The 15,063-nt window shown below is 71.0% G+C and carries 14 protein-coding genes; 11 read left to right on the top strand and 3 right to left on the bottom strand.

Going from position 1 to position 15,063, the window contains the following annotated elements; translation table 11 throughout:
* Positions 1-318 precede the first annotated feature (318 nt).
* The 11 genes from mutS to D9C15_RS10520 all read left to right on the top strand — a co-directional run bounded on the left by mutS (position 319) and on the right by D9C15_RS10520 (position 11,551).
* On the top strand, positions 319-2,877 hold the full coding sequence (gene mutS / locus D9C15_RS10570; RefSeq protein WP_127997808.1) for a DNA mismatch repair protein MutS: 2,559 nt from the start codon (positions 319-321) through the stop codon (positions 2,875-2,877).
* Positions 2,874-3,698, top strand: coding sequence for a proteasome-type protease (locus tag D9C15_RS10565; RefSeq protein ID WP_127997409.1), 825 nt, complete (start codon positions 2,874-2,876; stop codon positions 3,696-3,698). The genes mutS and D9C15_RS10565 overlap by 4 nt, the downstream gene beginning before the upstream one ends.
* A gap of 112 nt (positions 3,699-3,810) precedes the next feature.
* Positions 3,811-4,617 carry an alpha/beta fold hydrolase gene (locus tag D9C15_RS10560; RefSeq protein WP_127997408.1) on the top strand — a complete coding sequence of 269 codons (807 nt, stop codon included), beginning with the start codon at positions 3,811-3,813 and terminating at the stop codon, positions 4,615-4,617.
* 83 nt (positions 4,618-4,700) lie between these two features.
* Positions 4,701-4,883 carry a hypothetical protein gene (locus D9C15_RS10555; protein ID WP_127997407.1) on the top strand — a complete coding sequence of 61 codons (183 nt, stop codon included), beginning with the start codon at positions 4,701-4,703 and terminating at the stop codon, positions 4,881-4,883.
* A gap of 89 nt (positions 4,884-4,972) precedes the next feature.
* Complete coding sequence (gene pyrG, locus D9C15_RS10550; protein ID WP_127997406.1) at positions 4,973-6,649, top strand: CTP synthase; 1,677 nt, start codon at positions 4,973-4,975, stop codon at positions 6,647-6,649.
* Positions 6,646-7,503 carry a 3-deoxy-8-phosphooctulonate synthase gene (gene kdsA / locus D9C15_RS10545; RefSeq protein WP_127997405.1) on the top strand — a complete coding sequence of 286 codons (858 nt, stop codon included), beginning with the start codon at positions 6,646-6,648 and terminating at the stop codon, positions 7,501-7,503. The genes pyrG and kdsA overlap by 4 nt, the downstream gene beginning before the upstream one ends.
* A 106-nt stretch (positions 7,504-7,609) precedes the next feature.
* Complete coding sequence (gene eno, locus D9C15_RS10540; RefSeq protein ID WP_127997404.1) at positions 7,610-8,896, top strand: phosphopyruvate hydratase; 1,287 nt, start codon at positions 7,610-7,612, stop codon at positions 8,894-8,896.
* Between the two features lie 10 nt (positions 8,897-8,906).
* Positions 8,907-9,185: a cell division protein FtsB gene (gene ftsB, locus D9C15_RS10535; RefSeq protein ID WP_127997403.1), complete on the top strand. Its 279-nt coding sequence runs from the start codon at positions 8,907-8,909 to the stop codon at positions 9,183-9,185.
* A gap of 9 nt (positions 9,186-9,194) precedes the next feature.
* The gene (gene pnuC, locus D9C15_RS10530) at positions 9,195-9,824 is read left to right on the top strand and encodes a nicotinamide riboside transporter PnuC (RefSeq protein ID WP_127997402.1); all 630 of its coding nucleotides are present in this window, start codon (positions 9,195-9,197) and stop codon (positions 9,822-9,824) included.
* Positions 9,821-10,441: an AAA family ATPase gene (locus D9C15_RS10525; RefSeq protein ID WP_127997401.1), complete on the top strand. Its 621-nt coding sequence runs from the start codon at positions 9,821-9,823 to the stop codon at positions 10,439-10,441. The genes pnuC and D9C15_RS10525 overlap by 4 nt, the downstream gene beginning before the upstream one ends.
* Before the next feature lie 30 nt (positions 10,442-10,471).
* Positions 10,472-11,551 carry a zinc ribbon domain-containing protein gene (locus D9C15_RS10520; protein WP_127997400.1) on the top strand — a complete coding sequence of 360 codons (1,080 nt, stop codon included), beginning with the start codon at positions 10,472-10,474 and terminating at the stop codon, positions 11,549-11,551.
* Positions 11,552-11,572: 21 nt separating this feature from the next.
* On the opposite strand, the gene hslO is transcribed toward D9C15_RS10520, so the two are convergent.
* Genes hslO through D9C15_RS10505 form a run of 3 tightly spaced genes read right to left on the bottom strand, consistent with a single transcriptional unit; the run spans position 11,573 to position 15,028 of the window.
* Positions 11,573-12,535 (bottom strand): Hsp33 family molecular chaperone HslO, encoded by a 963-nt coding sequence (hslO, locus tag D9C15_RS10515; protein ID WP_127997399.1) that lies wholly within the window; start codon positions 12,533-12,535, stop codon positions 11,573-11,575.
* The gene (locus D9C15_RS10510) at positions 12,535-13,059 is read right to left on the bottom strand and encodes a gamma carbonic anhydrase family protein (RefSeq protein ID WP_127997398.1); all 525 of its coding nucleotides are present in this window, start codon (positions 13,057-13,059) and stop codon (positions 12,535-12,537) included. The genes hslO and D9C15_RS10510 overlap by 1 nt, the downstream gene beginning before the upstream one ends.
* A gap of 13 nt (positions 13,060-13,072) precedes the next feature.
* Complete coding sequence (locus tag D9C15_RS10505; RefSeq protein ID WP_127997397.1) at positions 13,073-15,028, bottom strand: aminotransferase class I/II-fold pyridoxal phosphate-dependent enzyme; 1,956 nt, start codon at positions 15,026-15,028, stop codon at positions 13,073-13,075.
* Between the last annotated feature and the right edge of the window lie 35 nt (positions 15,029-15,063).

Raw genomic sequence — 15,063 nt, 5'->3', positions numbered from 1 at the left:
CCGACACACGAGATCGGGCTCTGGCTGCGCGGCGGCTCGGACAGCAACAAGCTGTGGTGCCATTTCGGCCGGGCGGAAGCAACCAGCTCTTGACGCTCACGAGCGTGAAGGCGGCGGCCTACTGAGGTCGGGATGAAGTAGCGAGGAGTCCCGTCGGCGCGCGGGGCTCCCTCCCGCGCGCCATCGGCTCGCACGAAGCGCGCAGCCGACGTCGGCGACAATTCGCCGATGTTCGAGACGCCGACCGACGTACCCCCGACCGTTCCGCCCCAACCCGCGGACCCCGCGGAGGAGGCCGCCCTCGCCGCCCACACGCCGATGATGCAGCAGTACCTGCGCATCAAGGCCGAGCACCCGGACACGCTCGTCTTCTACCGGATGGGCGATTTCTACGAGCTGTTCTTCGACGACGCGCGGCGCGCCAACCGCCTGCTCGACATCACGCTGACCACACGCGGCCAGAGCGCCGGCGAGCCGGTGGTGATGGCCGGCGTGCCGGTGCACTCGATGGAGAGCTACCTGGCCAAGCTGATCAGGCTCGGCGAAGCGGTGGCGATCTGCGAGCAGGTGGGCGACGTCGCCAGCGCCAAGGGGCCGGTGGAGCGCAAGGTGGTGCGTGTCGTCACGCCCGGCACGGTGACCGACACCGAGCTGCTGGCCGACAAGAGCGACGCCTTGCTGCTGGCCGCCGCGCGCCGCGGCCAGACCTGGGGCCTGGCCTGGCTGGCGCTGACCGCCGGCGAGCTGGGCCTGACCGAATGCAGCGAGCGCGAGCTGCCGGCCTGGCTGACGCGCCTCGCCCCCAGCGAGCTGCTGGTCGAGCGCGAGTCGGTCGTGCCGGCGCTGCAGCAGGCGCGCGCGCCGCTGACGCACCGTCCGGCCTGGCAGTTCGACACCGCGCTCGGCCAGCGCAAGCTGTGCGAGCAGCTGCGCGTGGCGAGCCTGGCCGGCTTCAACGCGCAGGAGCTGCCGGCCGCGCAGGCCGCCGCCGCCGCATTGCTGGCGTTCGCCGAGCACACCCAGGGCCAGGCGCTGGCGCATGTGCGGCGCCTGCAGGTGCAGCGCGGCGGCGAGCTGCTCGAGCTGCCGCCGGCCACGCACCGCAACCTGGAGCTGACGCAGACACTGCGCGGCGAGGACAGCCCGACGCTGTTCTCGCTGCTGGACAGCTGCCGCACCGGCATGGGCAGCCGCGCGCTGCGCCAGTGGCTGACGCGCCCGCTGCGCGACCGCCGCGTGGCCGCGCAGCGGCACGACGCGCTCGAGGCGCTGCTGCTGATCGACCTGGACGGCCTGCGCGACGCGTTGCGCGGCCTGTCCGACGTCGAGCGCACCACCGCGCGCGTCGCGCTGCGCCAGGTGCGCCCGCGCGAGCTGGCCGGGCTGCGCGCCACGCTGCAGGCGCTGCCGGCACTGCTGCGCCACGTGCCGCACGGCGCCACCACGCTGCTGGACAGGCTGTGGGAGGCGCTGCACCCGCCGCGCGAGATCGAGGAGCTGCTGGTCGCGGCGATCGCCGACGAGCCGGCCGTGCTGCTGCGCGACGGCGGCGTGATCGCACCCGGCTTCGACGAGGCGCTCGACGAGCTGCGCGGCATCGGTGCCAACTGCGACGCCTTCCTGCTCGACCTGGAGGCGCGCGAGCGCGAGCGCACCGGCATCGCCAACCTGCGCGTGCAGTACAACAAGGTGCACGGCTTCTACATCGAGGTGACGACCAGCGGCCTCGACCGCGTGCCGGGTGACTACCTGCGCCGCCAGACGCTGAAGAACGCCGAGCGCTTCATCACGCCCGAGCTGAAGGCCTTCGAGGACAAGGCCTTGTCGGCGCAGGAACGTTCGCTGGCGCGCGAGAAGCTGCTGTACGAGCAGCTGCTCGACCAGCTGCAGGTGCACCTCGAGCCGCTCACCGCACTGGCACGCGGGCTGGCTGGCCTGGACGTGCTGGCCGCGCTGGCCGAGCGCGCGCGCACGCTGAACTGGTGCCGGCCGGCCTTCGTCAAGGAACCCTGCATCGAGATCGAGGCCGGGCGCCACCCGGTGGTCGAGGCGCGCCTGGCCGAGACCGGCGCGGGCGCCTTCATGGCCAACGACTGCCGGCTCGACGCCAACCGCCGCATGCTGGTGATCACCGGCCCGAACATGGGCGGCAAGAGCACCTTCATGCGCCAGGTGGCGCTGATCGTGCTGCTGGCGGCGATGGGGTCGTTCGTGCCGGCCCGGGCCTGCCGGCTCGGGCCGGTCGACGCGATCCACACCCGCATCGGCGCGGCCGACGACCTGGCCAACGCGCAGTCGACCTTCATGCTCGAGATGACCGAGGCGGCGGCGATCGTCCACGGCGCGGGCGACCACAGCCTGGTGCTGATGGACGAGATCGGCCGCGGCACCTCCACCTTCGACGGCCTGGCGCTGGCCGGCGCCATCGCCAGCCACCTGCACGACCGCAACAAGTCCTTCACGCTGTTCGCCACGCACTACTTCGAGCTGACCGAGTTCCCGGTCAAGCACGAGCGGGCGCAGAACGTGCACGTCTCGGCGGTGGAGTCGAACCGCGGCGGCGAGGACCACATCGTGTTCCTGCACGACATCCAGCCCGGCCCGGCCAGCCGCAGCTACGGCGTGCAGGTGGCGCGCCTGGCCGGCATGCCCGCGGCGGTGATCCGCCAGGCCCGTGCGACGCTCGAGGCGCTGGAGTCGAAGGCGCGCGAGGGCGATGCGCAGATCGACCTGTTTGCCCCGCCGCCGGCGCCGCCGGAGCGGCTGCCCTCGCCGGTCGAGTCGGCACTGGCCGCGCTCGACCCCGACGCGCTCTCACCGAAGGAGGCGCTCGACGCGCTGTACCGGCTCAAGGCTCTGCACAAGGAAAGCCCATGACGTATTGCGTAGGCATCAAGCTCGATGCCGGCCTCGTGTTCCTGTCCGACTCGCGCACCAACGCGGGCCTCGACCAGATCAGCACCTTCCGCAAGATGATGGTCTACGAGAAGCCGGGCGACCGCTTCATGGTGATGCTGTCGGCCGGCAACCTCTCGATCAGCCAGTCGGTGCGCGAGATCCTGCAGGTCGAGAAGATCGAGAACCCGGGCGGCGAGCCGATCACGATCTGGAACGCCACCAGCATGTTCGAGGCGGTGCGCGTGCTCGGCAGCGCCGTGCGCCGCGTCTACGACCAGGACGGCCCCTCGCTGAAGCAAAGCGGCGTCGACTTCAACGCCTCGATGATCTTCGGCGGCCAGATCAAGGGCGAGGCGATGCGGCTGTTCCTGGTGTACTCGGCCGGCAACTTCATCGAGGCGACGCGCGAGACCTGCTACTTCCAGATCGGCGAGAGCAAGTACGGCAAGCCGGTGCTCGACCGCATGATCACCCCGGCCACCCCGCTCGACGAAGCGGCCAAGTGTGCGCTGGTGTCGATGGACTCGACGCTGAAGTCCAACCTCTCGGTCGGCCTGCCGCTGGACCTGCTGGTCTACGAGGCGCACCGGCTCCAGAGCGACCAGCTGGTGTGCATCGACGAGCACAACCCGTACTTCCACATGATCCGCTCGAGCTGGGGCCAGAAGCTGCGCCAGGTGTTCGAGTCGCTCGACGACCCGCAGTGGGGCGACGGCGCGACGCACCATCCGCTGGTGGTGCGCTCGGCGCGCTACGAGCCGATGCGCAAGATCACCAACCCGGGCGAACGCATCATCTGATGACCGCCCCCACGCTCGCTTCGCTCGCTGCCCCAGGGGCCAAGCAGGGGCCCCTTCGTGGCCCTTGGGGCGGCGGCCCGCCTTGGGGCGGCCCGGCGGCGGGCCGTGCCTCTTGAACACGATCGTCTTCTCGCACGCCAACGGCTTCCCGGCCGGCACCTACCGCGTGCTGTTCGAGGCCTGGCGTGCCGCAGGATACGAGGTGAAGGCGATCGAGCGCCTGGGCCACGACCCGGCCTTTCCGGTGACGAGCAACTGGCCGAAGCTGCGCGAGCAGCTGATCGGCTTCATCGAGCGCGAGGTGGGCGGACCGGCCTTCCTGGTCGGCCATTCGCTGGGCGGCATGCTGAGCCTGATCGTCGCCAGCCGCCGGCCCGATCTCGTGCGCGGCATCGTGCTGCTCGACGCGCCGGTGATCGCCGGCTGGCGCGCGCACAGCCTGCAGGTGATGAAGGCCACCGGGCTGATGAAGCGTGTCTCGCCCGGGCGCGTGTCGAGCCGGCGCCGCCACGAATGGCCCGACCGCGCCGCGGTGCAGGCGCATTTCGCCGCCAAGGCGGCCTTCGCGCGCTGGGATCCGGCCGTGCTGGCCGACTACGTCCGCTGCGGCTTCGACGACCACGACGGCCGCGTCGTGCTCGGCTTCCGGCGCGAGATCGAGACGCGCATCTACGACAGCCTGCCGCATCACGTGGGCGGGCTGCTGAAGCGCCACCCGCTGCACTGCCCGGTGGGCTTCATCGGCGGCCGGCAGTCGGCCGAGCTGCGCCAGGCCGGCGTGGCGGCGACCCGGGCGCTGGCCGGGCCGCGCTTCCGCTGGGTCGAGGGCAGCCACCTGTTCCCGATGGAGCGACCGGCCGAGACCGCGGCCGACGTGCTGGCGCTGATCGACGAGATCGAGCGGGCCGCCGCAGGCTGACGGCGGGTGCCACGACCGCGCTGGCTCGGGCGACGGGCGCCGTGCCGCGCCGCGCCCTCCTCCGAACCGGCGAGGAGACCCGCATGGATGCCGCCACCACCGCACCGCGCGCGTTCTACCGGTCGCTCTGCTTCCAGGTCATCACGGCGATCGTGATCGGCGCCGCGCTCGGGCACTTCGCGCCGTCGCAGGGCGAGTCGATGAAACTGCTGGCGGCCGGGCCCGAAGTGGTGCTCGACGCGAAGGAGGCGCACCTCGCCGTCTGAGGGCCTTGGGGGGAAGGAGCCGGGGGTGGGCGCGCCTATAATCGCGCTTTACCACCTCGGCAATCGTGTGACAGCGGTTGCCGCCCCCCATGACCAAGTTCGTCTTCGTCACCGGCGGCGTGGTGTCCTCGCTGGGCAAGGGCATCGCTTCTGCAAGCCTCGCCGCGATCCTCGAATCGCGCGGCCTCAAAGTCACCCTGATCAAGCTCGACCCGTACCTGAACGTGGATCCGGGCACCATGTCGCCGTTCCAGCACGGCGAGGTGTTCGTCACCGACGACGGTGCCGAGACCGACCTCGACCTCGGCCACTACGAGCGCTTCATCACCACGAAGATGCGCCGGGCCAACAACTTCACCACCGGCCAGATCTACAAGAGCGTGCTCGAGAAGGAGCGCCGCGGCGACTATCTCGGCAAGACGGTGCAGGTGATCCCGCACGTCACCAACGAGATCCAGGAGTTCGTCAAGCGCGGCGCCGGCATCGGCACCGACCATGCGGTGGACGTGGCGATCGTCGAGATCGGCGGCACGGTGGGCGACATCGAGTCGCTGCCCTTCCTCGAGGCGGCGCGCCAGATGAGCCTGAAGCTGGGGCCGAACCAGAGCGCGTTCGTGCACCTCACCTACGTGCCCTGGATCGCCGCGGCCGGCGAGCTCAAGACCAAGCCCACGCAGCACACCGTGCAGAAGCTGCGCGAGATCGGCGTGCAGCCCGATGCGCTGCTGTGCCGTGCCGACCGCCCGGTGCCTGACGAGGAGCGCGAGAAGATCTCGCTGTTCACCAACGTCCCGTCCTGGGGCGTGATCTCGATGTGGGACGTGGACACCATCTACAAGGTGCCGCGCATGCTGCACGAGCAGGGGCTCGATGGCCTCATCTGCGACAAGCTGCGCCTGGCCACGCCGCCTGCCAACCTGAAGCGCTGGGACGCGCTAGTGCACGAGGTCGAACACCCGCAGGCGCAGGTCAAGATCGCGATGGTGGGCAAGTACACCGACCTGTCCGACTCCTACAAGTCGCTCAACGAGGCGCTGCGCCACGCCGGCATCCACAACCACGCGCGGGTCAACATCGAGTACGTCGACTCGGAGACCATCTCGCCGGACAACGTCGCCCGGCTCGGCGAGTTCGACGCCATCCTGGTGCCCGGCGGCTTCGGCAAGCGCGGCATCGAGGGCAAGGTCTGCGCGGCCCGGTTCGCGCGCGAGAAGAAGATCCCCTACCTCGGCATCTGCCTGGGCATGCAGGTGGCGACGATCGAGTTCGCGCGCCACAAGGCCGGGCTGGCCAACGCCAACAGCACCGAGTTCGATCCGGCCACGCCGCACCCGGTGATCGCGCTGATCGAGGAATGGCAGGACCGCGACGGCTCGATCCAGAAGCGCAGCGCGAGTTCCGACCTCGGTGGCACGATGCGCCTGGGCGCGCAGAGTTCGGACGTCAAGGCCGGCACGCTGGCGCACGAGATCTACGGCGACGTGGTCACCGAGCGGCATCGCCACCGCTACGAAGCCAACGTGCACTACCTCGACCGGCTGCAGGAGGCCGGCCTCGTGATCTCGGCGATCACGCAGCGCGAGAAGCTGACCGAGATCGTCGAGCTGCCCAAGGCCGCGCACCCGTGGTTCATGGGCGTGCAGTTCCACCCCGAGTTCAAGTCCACGCCCTGGGGCGGGCACCCGCTGTTCACCTCCTACGTGGCGGCGGCGCTGCAGCACAAGGCCGCGCGCCTGGGCACCGGCAACGAGAAGGTCGTCGCATGAAGCTCTGCGGGTTCGATGTCGGCCTCGACCGGCCCTTCTTCCTGATCGCCGGGCCCTGCGTGGTCGAGAGCGAGCAGCTGCAGATGGACGTGGCCGGGCGCCTGAAGGAGATCACCGGCGCGCTGGGCATCCCGTTCATCTTCAAGTCCAGCTACGACAAGGCGAACCGCTCCAGCGGCAGCTCGTTCCGCGGCCCGGGCATGGACAAGGGCCTCGAGATCCTGGCCAAGGTGAAGCGCGAGCTGAAGCTGCCGATCCTCACCGACGTGCACTCCGAGGCCGAGATCCCGGCCGTCGCGGCGGTGGTCGACGTGCTGCAGACACCGGCGTTCCTGTGCCGCCAGACCGATTTCATCCGCGCCGTGGCGCAGAGCGGCAGGCCGGTGAACGTCAAGAAGGGCCAGTTCCTCGCGCCGCACGACATGAAGAACGTGATCGACAAGGCGCGCGCGGCGGCCCGGGAGAAGGGCCTCCCCGAGGACAACTTCCTCGCCTGCGAGCGCGGCGCGAGCTTCGGCTACAACAACCTCGTGTCCGACATGCGCAGCCTGGCGATCATGCGCGAGACCGGCGCGCCGGTGGTGTTCGACGCCACGCACTCGGTGCAGCTGCCCGGCGGCCAGGGCACCAGCAGCGGCGGCCAGCGCGAGTTCGTGCCGGTGCTCGCGCGCGCGGCCATCGCGGTGGGCGTCGCCGGCGTGTTCATGGAAACGCACCCCGATCCGGCCAAGGCCCTCTCGGACGGCCCGAACGCCGTGCCGCTGAAGCACATGAAGGCCCTGCTCGAACAGCTCGTCGCACTCGACCGCGTGGTCAAGGCGCAGCCGCTGCTCGAGAACGATTTCAGCTGCTGAGCCGAGGTGCAGGAAGTACCCGGCCGGTAATCGAAACGACCACACAATCCCGGAGGCGGCCGCCCGCGGCCCGCCCCCCGACAGCCCCAGACAGGAGAAGACAGACATGAGCGCGATCGTCGACATCGTCGGCCGAGAGATCCTCGACAGCCGCGGCAACCCCACCGTCGAGTGCGACGTGCTGCTGGAGTCCGGCACCATGGGCCGGGCCGCGGTGCCCTCGGGCGCCTCCACCGGCTCGCGCGAGGCGATCGAGCTGCGCGACGGCGACAAGAGCCGCTACCTCGGCAAGGGCGTGCTGAAGGCCGTCGAGCACATCAACACCGAGATCAGCGAGGCGGTGCTGGGGCTCGACGCCTCGGAGCAGGCCTTCCTCGACCGCACGCTGATCGACCTGGACGGCACCGAGAACAAGAGCCGCCTGGGCGCCAACGCGACGCTGGCGGTCTCCATGGCCGTCGCGCGCGCCGCGGCGGAAGAGTCCGGCCTGCCGCTGTACCGCTACTTTGGCGGCTCGGGCGGCATGCAGATGCCGGTGCCGATGATGAACGTGATCAACGGCGGCGCACACGCCAACAACAACCTCGACCTGCAGGAGCTGATGATCATCCCGGTGGGCGCGCCGAGCTTCCGCGAGGCGGTGCGCTATGGGGCCGAGGTGTTTCACGCCCTCAAGAAGATCATCGACGGCAAGGGCATGACCACCGCCGTCGGCGACGAAGGCGGCTTCGCGCCCAACGTGCAGAGCCACGAGGCGGCCATCCAGCTGATCCTCGAGGCGATCGACAAGGCGGGCTACGAGGCCGGGCGCCAGATCGCCATCGGCCTCGATTGCGCCGCCAGCGAGTTCTACAAGGACGGGCAGTACGTGCTGGAAGGCGAAGGCGGCCTGAAGCTCAGCGCCGCGGCCTGGACCGACATCCTCGCCACCTGGGTCGACAAGTACCCGATCATCTCGATCGAGGACGGCATGCACGAGGGCGACTGGGAGGGCTGGAAGCACCTCAACAACGCCCTGGGCAAGAAGGTGCAGCTGGTCGGTGACGACCTGTTCGTCACCAACACCCGCATCCTGAAGGAAGGCATCGAGAAGGGCGTGGCCAACTCGATCCTCATCAAGATCAACCAGATCGGCACGCTGACCGAGACCTTCGCCGCGGTCGAGATGGCCAAGCGCGCCGGCTGGACCGCCGTGATCTCGCACCGCTCGGGCGAGACCGAGGACAGCACGATCGCCGACATCGCGGTGGGCACCAACGCCGGCCAGATCAAGACCGGCTCGATGAGCCGCAGCGACCGCATCGCCAAGTACAACCAGCTGCTGCGCATCGAGGAGGACCTCGGCGACGTGGCCAGCTACCCCGGCCGCGCGGCGTTCTACAACCTGCGCTGACGCCGGCCCCGTGCGCCTGCTCACGCTCGCCCTGCTGGTGCTGCTGGCGCTGGTGCACGCCGAACTCTGGTTCGGCAAGGGCGGCGTGCCGCGCGTCGTGGAGCTGTCGGGCAAGCTGCGCGAGCAGCAGGCCGCCAACGAGGCCGCGCGCGCGCGCAACGCGCAGCTGCTGGCCGAGGTGAGCGACCTGAAGGAAGGCCTCGAGATGGTCGAGGAGAAGGCGCGCTCCGAACTGGGCATGGTCAAGCCGGACGAGATCCTGGTGCAGATCACCGCGCCGAAGCGCTGAGCCTCGGCCATGGACGCCCTGCTGCACGCGCTGCAGCCACTGTTCGCGCCCGCCTTCACGCTCTGGGGTGCGCCGGTCACGCGGCTCGAGGTCATCGCCGTCGTGCTGGCGCTGGCGATGGTCGGCTTCAACATCCGCGTCAACCCGCTCGGCTGGCCGCTGGCCATCGTCAGCTCGCTGCTGTACTTCTTCCTGTTCTGGGACAGCCGGCTCTACGCCGAGGCGAGCCTGCAGGTCTTCTTCGCCGTGGTGGCGCTGTGGGGCTGGTGGCAGTGGCTGCGCGGCACCGGCGCGGACGGCGCGGCGCTGCGGGTGCGCTTCCTCGGCACGAGGGGGCGGCTCGTCTGCCTGCTCGCGCTGGCACTGGCCTGGCCGGCGCTCGGCCTGTTCCTGCGGCACTTCACCGACACCGACGTGCCCTGGTGGGATGCCTTCCCCACCGCCGCCAGCCTGATCGGGCAATGGCTGCTCGGGCGCAAGTACGTCGAGAACTGGCCGGCCTGGATCGTGGTCAACATCGTCTCGGTCGGATTGTTCGCCTACAAGGGACTGTGGCTGACGGTGATGCTGTACGCGGTGTTCGTCGTGCTCTCGGCGGTCGGCTGGCGGGCCTGGCTGAAGCGGGCGGCGGCACGATGAGGCGCGCCTTCGTCATCGGGCTGCTGGGGGCCGAGAGCACCGGCAAGACGACGCTGGCCGTCGAGCTCGGCGCCGCGCTGCGCGGGCCCGGCTGCCGCGTGGCGGTGGTGCACGAGTTCCTGCGCGAGTTCTGCGACCGGCATGGCCGCACGCCGCAGATCCACGAGCAGCGCGCCATCGCCGCCGAGCAGACCCACCGCATCGACGCCGCCACCCAGGAGCACGACCTGGTGATCGCCGACACCACCGCGCTGATGATCGCCGTCTACAGCGAGCAGGTGTTCGGCGACGCCTCCCTGTACGCCGAGGCGCTGCGCGACCATGCCCGCTGCGACCTGACCCTGCTGACCGCGCTCGACCTGCCCTGGCAGGCCGACGGCCTGCAGCGCGACGGCCCGCACGTTCGCGAGCCGGTCGATGCGCGGGTGCGGCGCGCGCTGGCAGGCGCCGGGCTGGCCTGCTCGGTGGTGTTCGGCCACGGCCCGCAGCGCCTGGCCAACGCGCTGGCGGCGCTGGAACGTGCCCGGCAGGCGCCCAGCGACGCCACGCGCTGGCGCTGGGTGTGCGAACGTTGCGGTGACGCAGACTGCGAACGCCATCCGCGCCTGCGGCTCTGATATCGTTCCGGCCCGATTGCGGAGGGAGCCATGCCGATCGCCTGCACACAATGCGGGACCCAGAACGCCGACGGAGCACGTTTCTGCCACGCCTGCGGCACGGCGCTGGCCGGGCAAGGCCAGGCCACCCCGCTGGAGAGTTCCGCCTTCGACAGCGTCGCCTGCGACGACTGCGGCCACCTCAACGCCCCCGGCACGCGCTACTGCGCCAAGTGCGGCTACAGCCTGGTGGGCACGGTGATCGTGTCGCGCAAGGATCTGCACATGCCGCCGGTCGCCGCCGCGCCGGTGACGCCGCCGGCCGCGCCGGCCCCCAGGGGGCGCGTGCCCACCCCGGACGAGGACACCTTCGACCCGCTGCACGCCCCGACGCAGGTGATGGGCGCGGAGACGGCGCCGGGTCGCTTCAGCGCGATGGCGGCCGCCGGCACGGCCGCGGCCGCCCCCCCACCGCCGGGCGCCGGCGGCGGCAAGGGCGCGCTGATCGCCATCGTCATCGCCGTGCTGGTGCTGGGTGGTGCGGCGGCCTGGTGGTTCACGCGCCCCGCGGCCGAGGCCCCCGCCGTGGCCGCGCCGGTGGAACCGGCCCCCGCGCCGGCGCCGGTGGCGGCCCCGGCCGCGCCGCCGCCCCCGCCCGCTCCGGTGGAAGCAGCCGCACCGCCACCCCCGCCCCCGCCTCCTCCGCCGCCGCCCGAACCCGCTCCCCCGCCGGCAGCGCCGCCCGTGACCGCGGCACCCAGCCCCGACCCGGCTGCGCAACTGGCCGCGCAACAGGCCGCGCGTGAGAAGGCGGCCCGCGCCAAGGCGGAACGCGAGGCCAAGGCCAAGGCGGCCGCCGAGCAGCGCGAACTCGAAGCGGCGCGGCTGCGCGCCGAGCAGGCGGCGGCTGCGGCCAAGCCGGCGCCGGCACCGGCGCCACCACCACCACCGCCGCCCCCGACCCCGGCGCCCGCGCCGCGGCAGACCGTGGCCGAGATCTGCAGCGCCACCAACCTGCTGCTGCGCGGCGCCTGCGAACAGCGCGAGTGCGGCAAGCCGGGCACCGCAGACGACGCGACCTGCATCAAGCTCAAGGACCGCGAGCAGCGGCGGCTCTTCAACCAGCCCTGAGGCCGGGCCGGCGTCGCGGCGCTAGTTCACCGCGTCCGAACCGGGCGGCCGCTGGCCGGCCGGGGCGAACAGCCCGCCGACGTCGATCGCGTCGAAGTGGTACTTCTGGCCGCAGAAGTCGCAGCCGACCTCGGCGCGGCCCTGCTCGGCGACGATGCCGTCGACCTCCTCGCGCCCGAGCCCGCGCAGCATGCCGGCCACGCGCTCGCGCGAGCAGGTGCAGGCAAACCGCGGCACGAGCGGCTCGAAGCGGCGCACGTCCTCCTCCCAGAACAGCCGGCGCAGCAGCGTGTCGGCGTCCAGGCCCAGCAGCTCCTCGCGCGTCAGTGTGGCGGCCAGGTGGGCGATGCGGTTGAAGTGCTCGTTCAGCCCGATCTCGTCCTCGTTGCGCGCCGCGCCTGCCAGGTTGCCCGCGCCCTCGACCGGCAGGCGCTGGATCAGCAGCCCGGCGGCGACGCGCTCGTCGGCGGCGAGCACCAGGCGCGTGTCGAGCTGCTCGGACTGCAGCATGTAGTGCTCGAGCACCTGCGCGAGCTGCTGGAGCGGCTCGCGACGGTCCCCATGCAGCGGCACGATGCCCTGATAGGGCTGCTGGCCGGGCTTCTTGTCCTTCGGGTCGAGCGTGATCGCGCAGCGGCCCTGGCCGTGCAGGTTGAGCATGGCCTCGAGCTTCGCCCCGGCCGGCACCTCGCCCACCACCTTGGCGGTGACGCGGAACGCCAGGTCCGGCTGCACCTCGGCCACCGCGAGCTTGACCGGCCCGTCGCCGAACACCTGCAGCACCAGCGCGCCGTTGAACTTGATGTTGGCCTGCATCAGCGCGGCGGCCGCGGCCATCTCGCCGAGCAGCTGCTGCACCGGCGGCGCGAAGGCGTCGTTCGCCTTCGCGCGGCGCGCCAGAACCTCCTGCCAGGCATCGTCCAGCCGCACCAGCATGCCGCGCACCGGCAGGCCCTCGAACAGGAACTTGTGCAACTCCGACATCAACCGATCTTCGTCAGAGCGCGCCGGTAGCGCTGCACCTTCTCCGCGTAGTGCACCGCGCCTTCCCGGATGCGCTCGAACTGCTCCGGGCCGAGCTGGCGCACCACCTTGGCCGGCGTGCCCATGATCAGCGAGCCGTCCGGGAACTCCTTGCCCTCGGTGACGAGCGCCCCGGCGCCCACCAGGCAGTTCCTGCCGATGCGCGCGCCGTTCAGCACCACCGCCTGGATGCCGACCAGCGAGCCGTCGCCGATCGTGCAGCCGTGCAGCATCACCTGGTGGCCGATCGTCACGTCCGCGCCGATCACGAGCGGGAAGCCGACGTCGGTGTGCAGCACGCTGCCGTCCTGCACGTTGGAGCCGCGGCCGACGGTGATCCATTCGTTGTCGCCGCGCAGGATGGCGCCGAACCAGGCGCTCGCGCCCTCCTGCATCTCCACGCGGCCGATCACCTGCGCGCTGTCGGCCACCCAGGCCGTGGCGGCGATGCGCGGGATCTCGCCGTCGAGTGAGTAGATTGCCATCGCGCGAGTGTAGTCAGAGGCGCCGGTTCGCCGCCTCGTCGGCGCGCGTCATGACGCGCAGGCAGGGCGTGTAGCCGTCGTGCACCACGCCGTGCAGGTCGGTGCGCTTGTGCGAGCGCATCAGCGAGAGCAGGAACTGCACGATCTCGCGCGTGATCACCTGCCCCGGCACGAGCGCCGGGATGCCCGGCGGGTAGGGCACGATCTGGTCGGCGCAGATGCGGCCCTCGAGCGCCGGGTTGGCATGGTCGTCGTCGTCGATCAGCGGCACCAGCTCGCCTTCGCAGTAGAAGGCGTCGCGCGGCAGGTAGTGCAGCGCGGTGAAGCCGGCGATCTCGGGCGCGCGCACCAGCTTGCGCGGCGCCCTCGCCTCGCGCGCCAGGCGCAGCAGCGCATCGTGCAGGCGCGAAACCTTGCTGCGCGTGGTGCCGATGGTCAGCAGCAGGGTCACGGTGTTGAAGGTCGATTTCTCGACCTGGATGTTGAAGCGCTCGAACAGCACCTGCTGGAACTCGGCGACCGTGAAGCCGGATTTCGAGATGTCGACGGTGATCTTGGTCGGGTCGAGCCGGATGCCGTCTGCCTGCACCTCCGCCGGCAGCAGGTCGGTCAGCGTGAGTGCCTGGAAGGCGTTGGTCGCGTCGATCGCCTCGCGCAGCTCGGCGGCCAGCTCGAGCGTGCGCTGCAGCAGCTTGTAGCCTTCCATCATGGCCTGCTGCCGGCCGACGTCCAGGCTGGCGATGATTCCGTACTGCGGGCTCGTCGACGCGTGCATGTTGAAGTTCTCGCGGAACAGGTGCGCGTCGAAGTCCGGGTCGTTCACGTGGATCATGCTCGCCTGGCTGAGCGCCGAGAGCACCTTGTGGGTCGACTGGGTCGCGTAGTCGGCCCCGGCCTCCATGGCGGTGGGCCGAAAGGCCGGGTGGAAGCGCGCATGCGCGTACCAGGCCTCGTCGATGATCACCTTGATGCCCTTCGCATGCGCCGCGGCGATGATCGGCGGCAGGTCGTAGCGCAGTCCGTCGTAGGTGCAGGAGGTGAGGATCAGCGCCTTGGCGTCCGGGTGCGCCTCGATGGCCTCGAAGAGTGTCTTCTTCGGCACCGGGCCGAACAGGCCGTAGGTGCGGTTCACCGAGCTGTTCAGGTAGACCGGCCGCGCGCCCGACAGCACCACGCCGTGGTGCACCGACTTGTGGCAGTTGCGGTCCAGCAGCAGCTTGTCGCCCGGGGCGAGCAGGGTCTGGAAGATGACCTTGTTCGCCGTCGAGGTGCCATTGGTCGCGAAGAAGGTGCGCTGCGCGCCGAAGGCACGCGCGGCCATCTCCTGCGCCTGCGCGATCACGCCCTTCGGGTCGAGCAGCGAATCGAGCATGTCCACCGAGACCGAGAGGTCGGCGCGCAGCAGGTTCTCGCCGACGAACTCGTGGAAGCCGTGCGACCACGGGCTCGCGCGCAGGCTGTCGCCCGAGGAGTGGCCCGGCGTGTGCCAGGCGTCCTTGGCCATCAGCACGTACTCGCGCAGCGCGTCGAAGAAGGGCGTGCGCGACTTCTCCTGGATCTCGGCCTGGACGATGCGGAACCAGCCGCGCGGATCCGCCTCGTCGCGGATGAAGAAGCCGTCGATCGACTCGCGGATCAGCTCGCCGACGGTCTCCTCGTCGCGCGCGCTGTCCACCAGCACGTAGAGATCGAGCTCGGGGCGCAGCGCGTGCAGCGCGCTCACCAGCTCGTCGGCGCGCCAGTCCTCGCCGCCCGGGCCGGCGCCCCCCAGTCCGTCGATCAGCACGCTCTGCAGGTCGCCGTCGCTGCGCGCGGCCTCCAGCGCCTCGGCCGCGCTGGCGACGCCGCTGAAGGCGATGCCGTACGGGTTGTCGAGGCTCTTCGCCGCGCCGGTCAGGCCCTTGAGGAGGCCGCGGCGCAGGGTGGCATCGGCGAGGACGAGCAGGACGTGGCTGTGCGGTCGCGGCATGGGCGGGGAGCGTCTCGAAGGTGCGCGAGCTTAAC

The organism is Piscinibacter defluvii, assembly GCF_004011805.1.
Classification (GTDB): Bacteria; Pseudomonadota; Gammaproteobacteria; order Burkholderiales; family Burkholderiaceae_C; genus Piscinibacter; species Piscinibacter defluvii.
The sequence above is the reverse complement of the archived record's forward strand: the minus strand, read 5'-3'. Positions and strand labels throughout refer to the sequence as shown.

Coding starts and splice junctions, on each gene's coding strand:
- pnuC (WP_127997402.1), top strand. CDS start 9,195: ATGGACGCCCTGCTGCACGCGCTGCAGCCACTGTTCGCGCCCGCCTTC.
- D9C15_RS10510 (WP_127997398.1), bottom strand. CDS start 13,059: ATGGCAATCTACTCACTCGACGGCGAGATCCCGCGCATCGCCGCCACG.
- D9C15_RS10565 (WP_127997409.1), top strand. CDS start 2,874: ATGACGTATTGCGTAGGCATCAAGCTCGATGCCGGCCTCGTGTTCCTG.
- D9C15_RS10525 (WP_127997401.1), top strand. CDS start 9,821: ATGAGGCGCGCCTTCGTCATCGGGCTGCTGGGGGCCGAGAGCACCGGC.
- D9C15_RS10505 (WP_127997397.1), bottom strand. CDS start 15,028: ATGCCGCGACCGCACAGCCACGTCCTGCTCGTCCTCGCCGATGCCACC.
- kdsA (WP_127997405.1), top strand. CDS start 6,646: ATGAAGCTCTGCGGGTTCGATGTCGGCCTCGACCGGCCCTTCTTCCTG.
- hslO (WP_127997399.1), bottom strand. CDS start 12,535: ATGTCGGAGTTGCACAAGTTCCTGTTCGAGGGCCTGCCGGTGCGCGGC.
- D9C15_RS10555 (WP_127997407.1), top strand. CDS start 4,701: ATGGATGCCGCCACCACCGCACCGCGCGCGTTCTACCGGTCGCTCTGC.
- eno (WP_127997404.1), top strand. CDS start 7,610: ATGAGCGCGATCGTCGACATCGTCGGCCGAGAGATCCTCGACAGCCGC.
- D9C15_RS10520 (WP_127997400.1), top strand. CDS start 10,472: ATGCCGATCGCCTGCACACAATGCGGGACCCAGAACGCCGACGGAGCA.
- mutS (WP_127997808.1), top strand. CDS start 319: ATGATGCAGCAGTACCTGCGCATCAAGGCCGAGCACCCGGACACGCTC.
- pyrG (WP_127997406.1), top strand. CDS start 4,973: ATGACCAAGTTCGTCTTCGTCACCGGCGGCGTGGTGTCCTCGCTGGGC.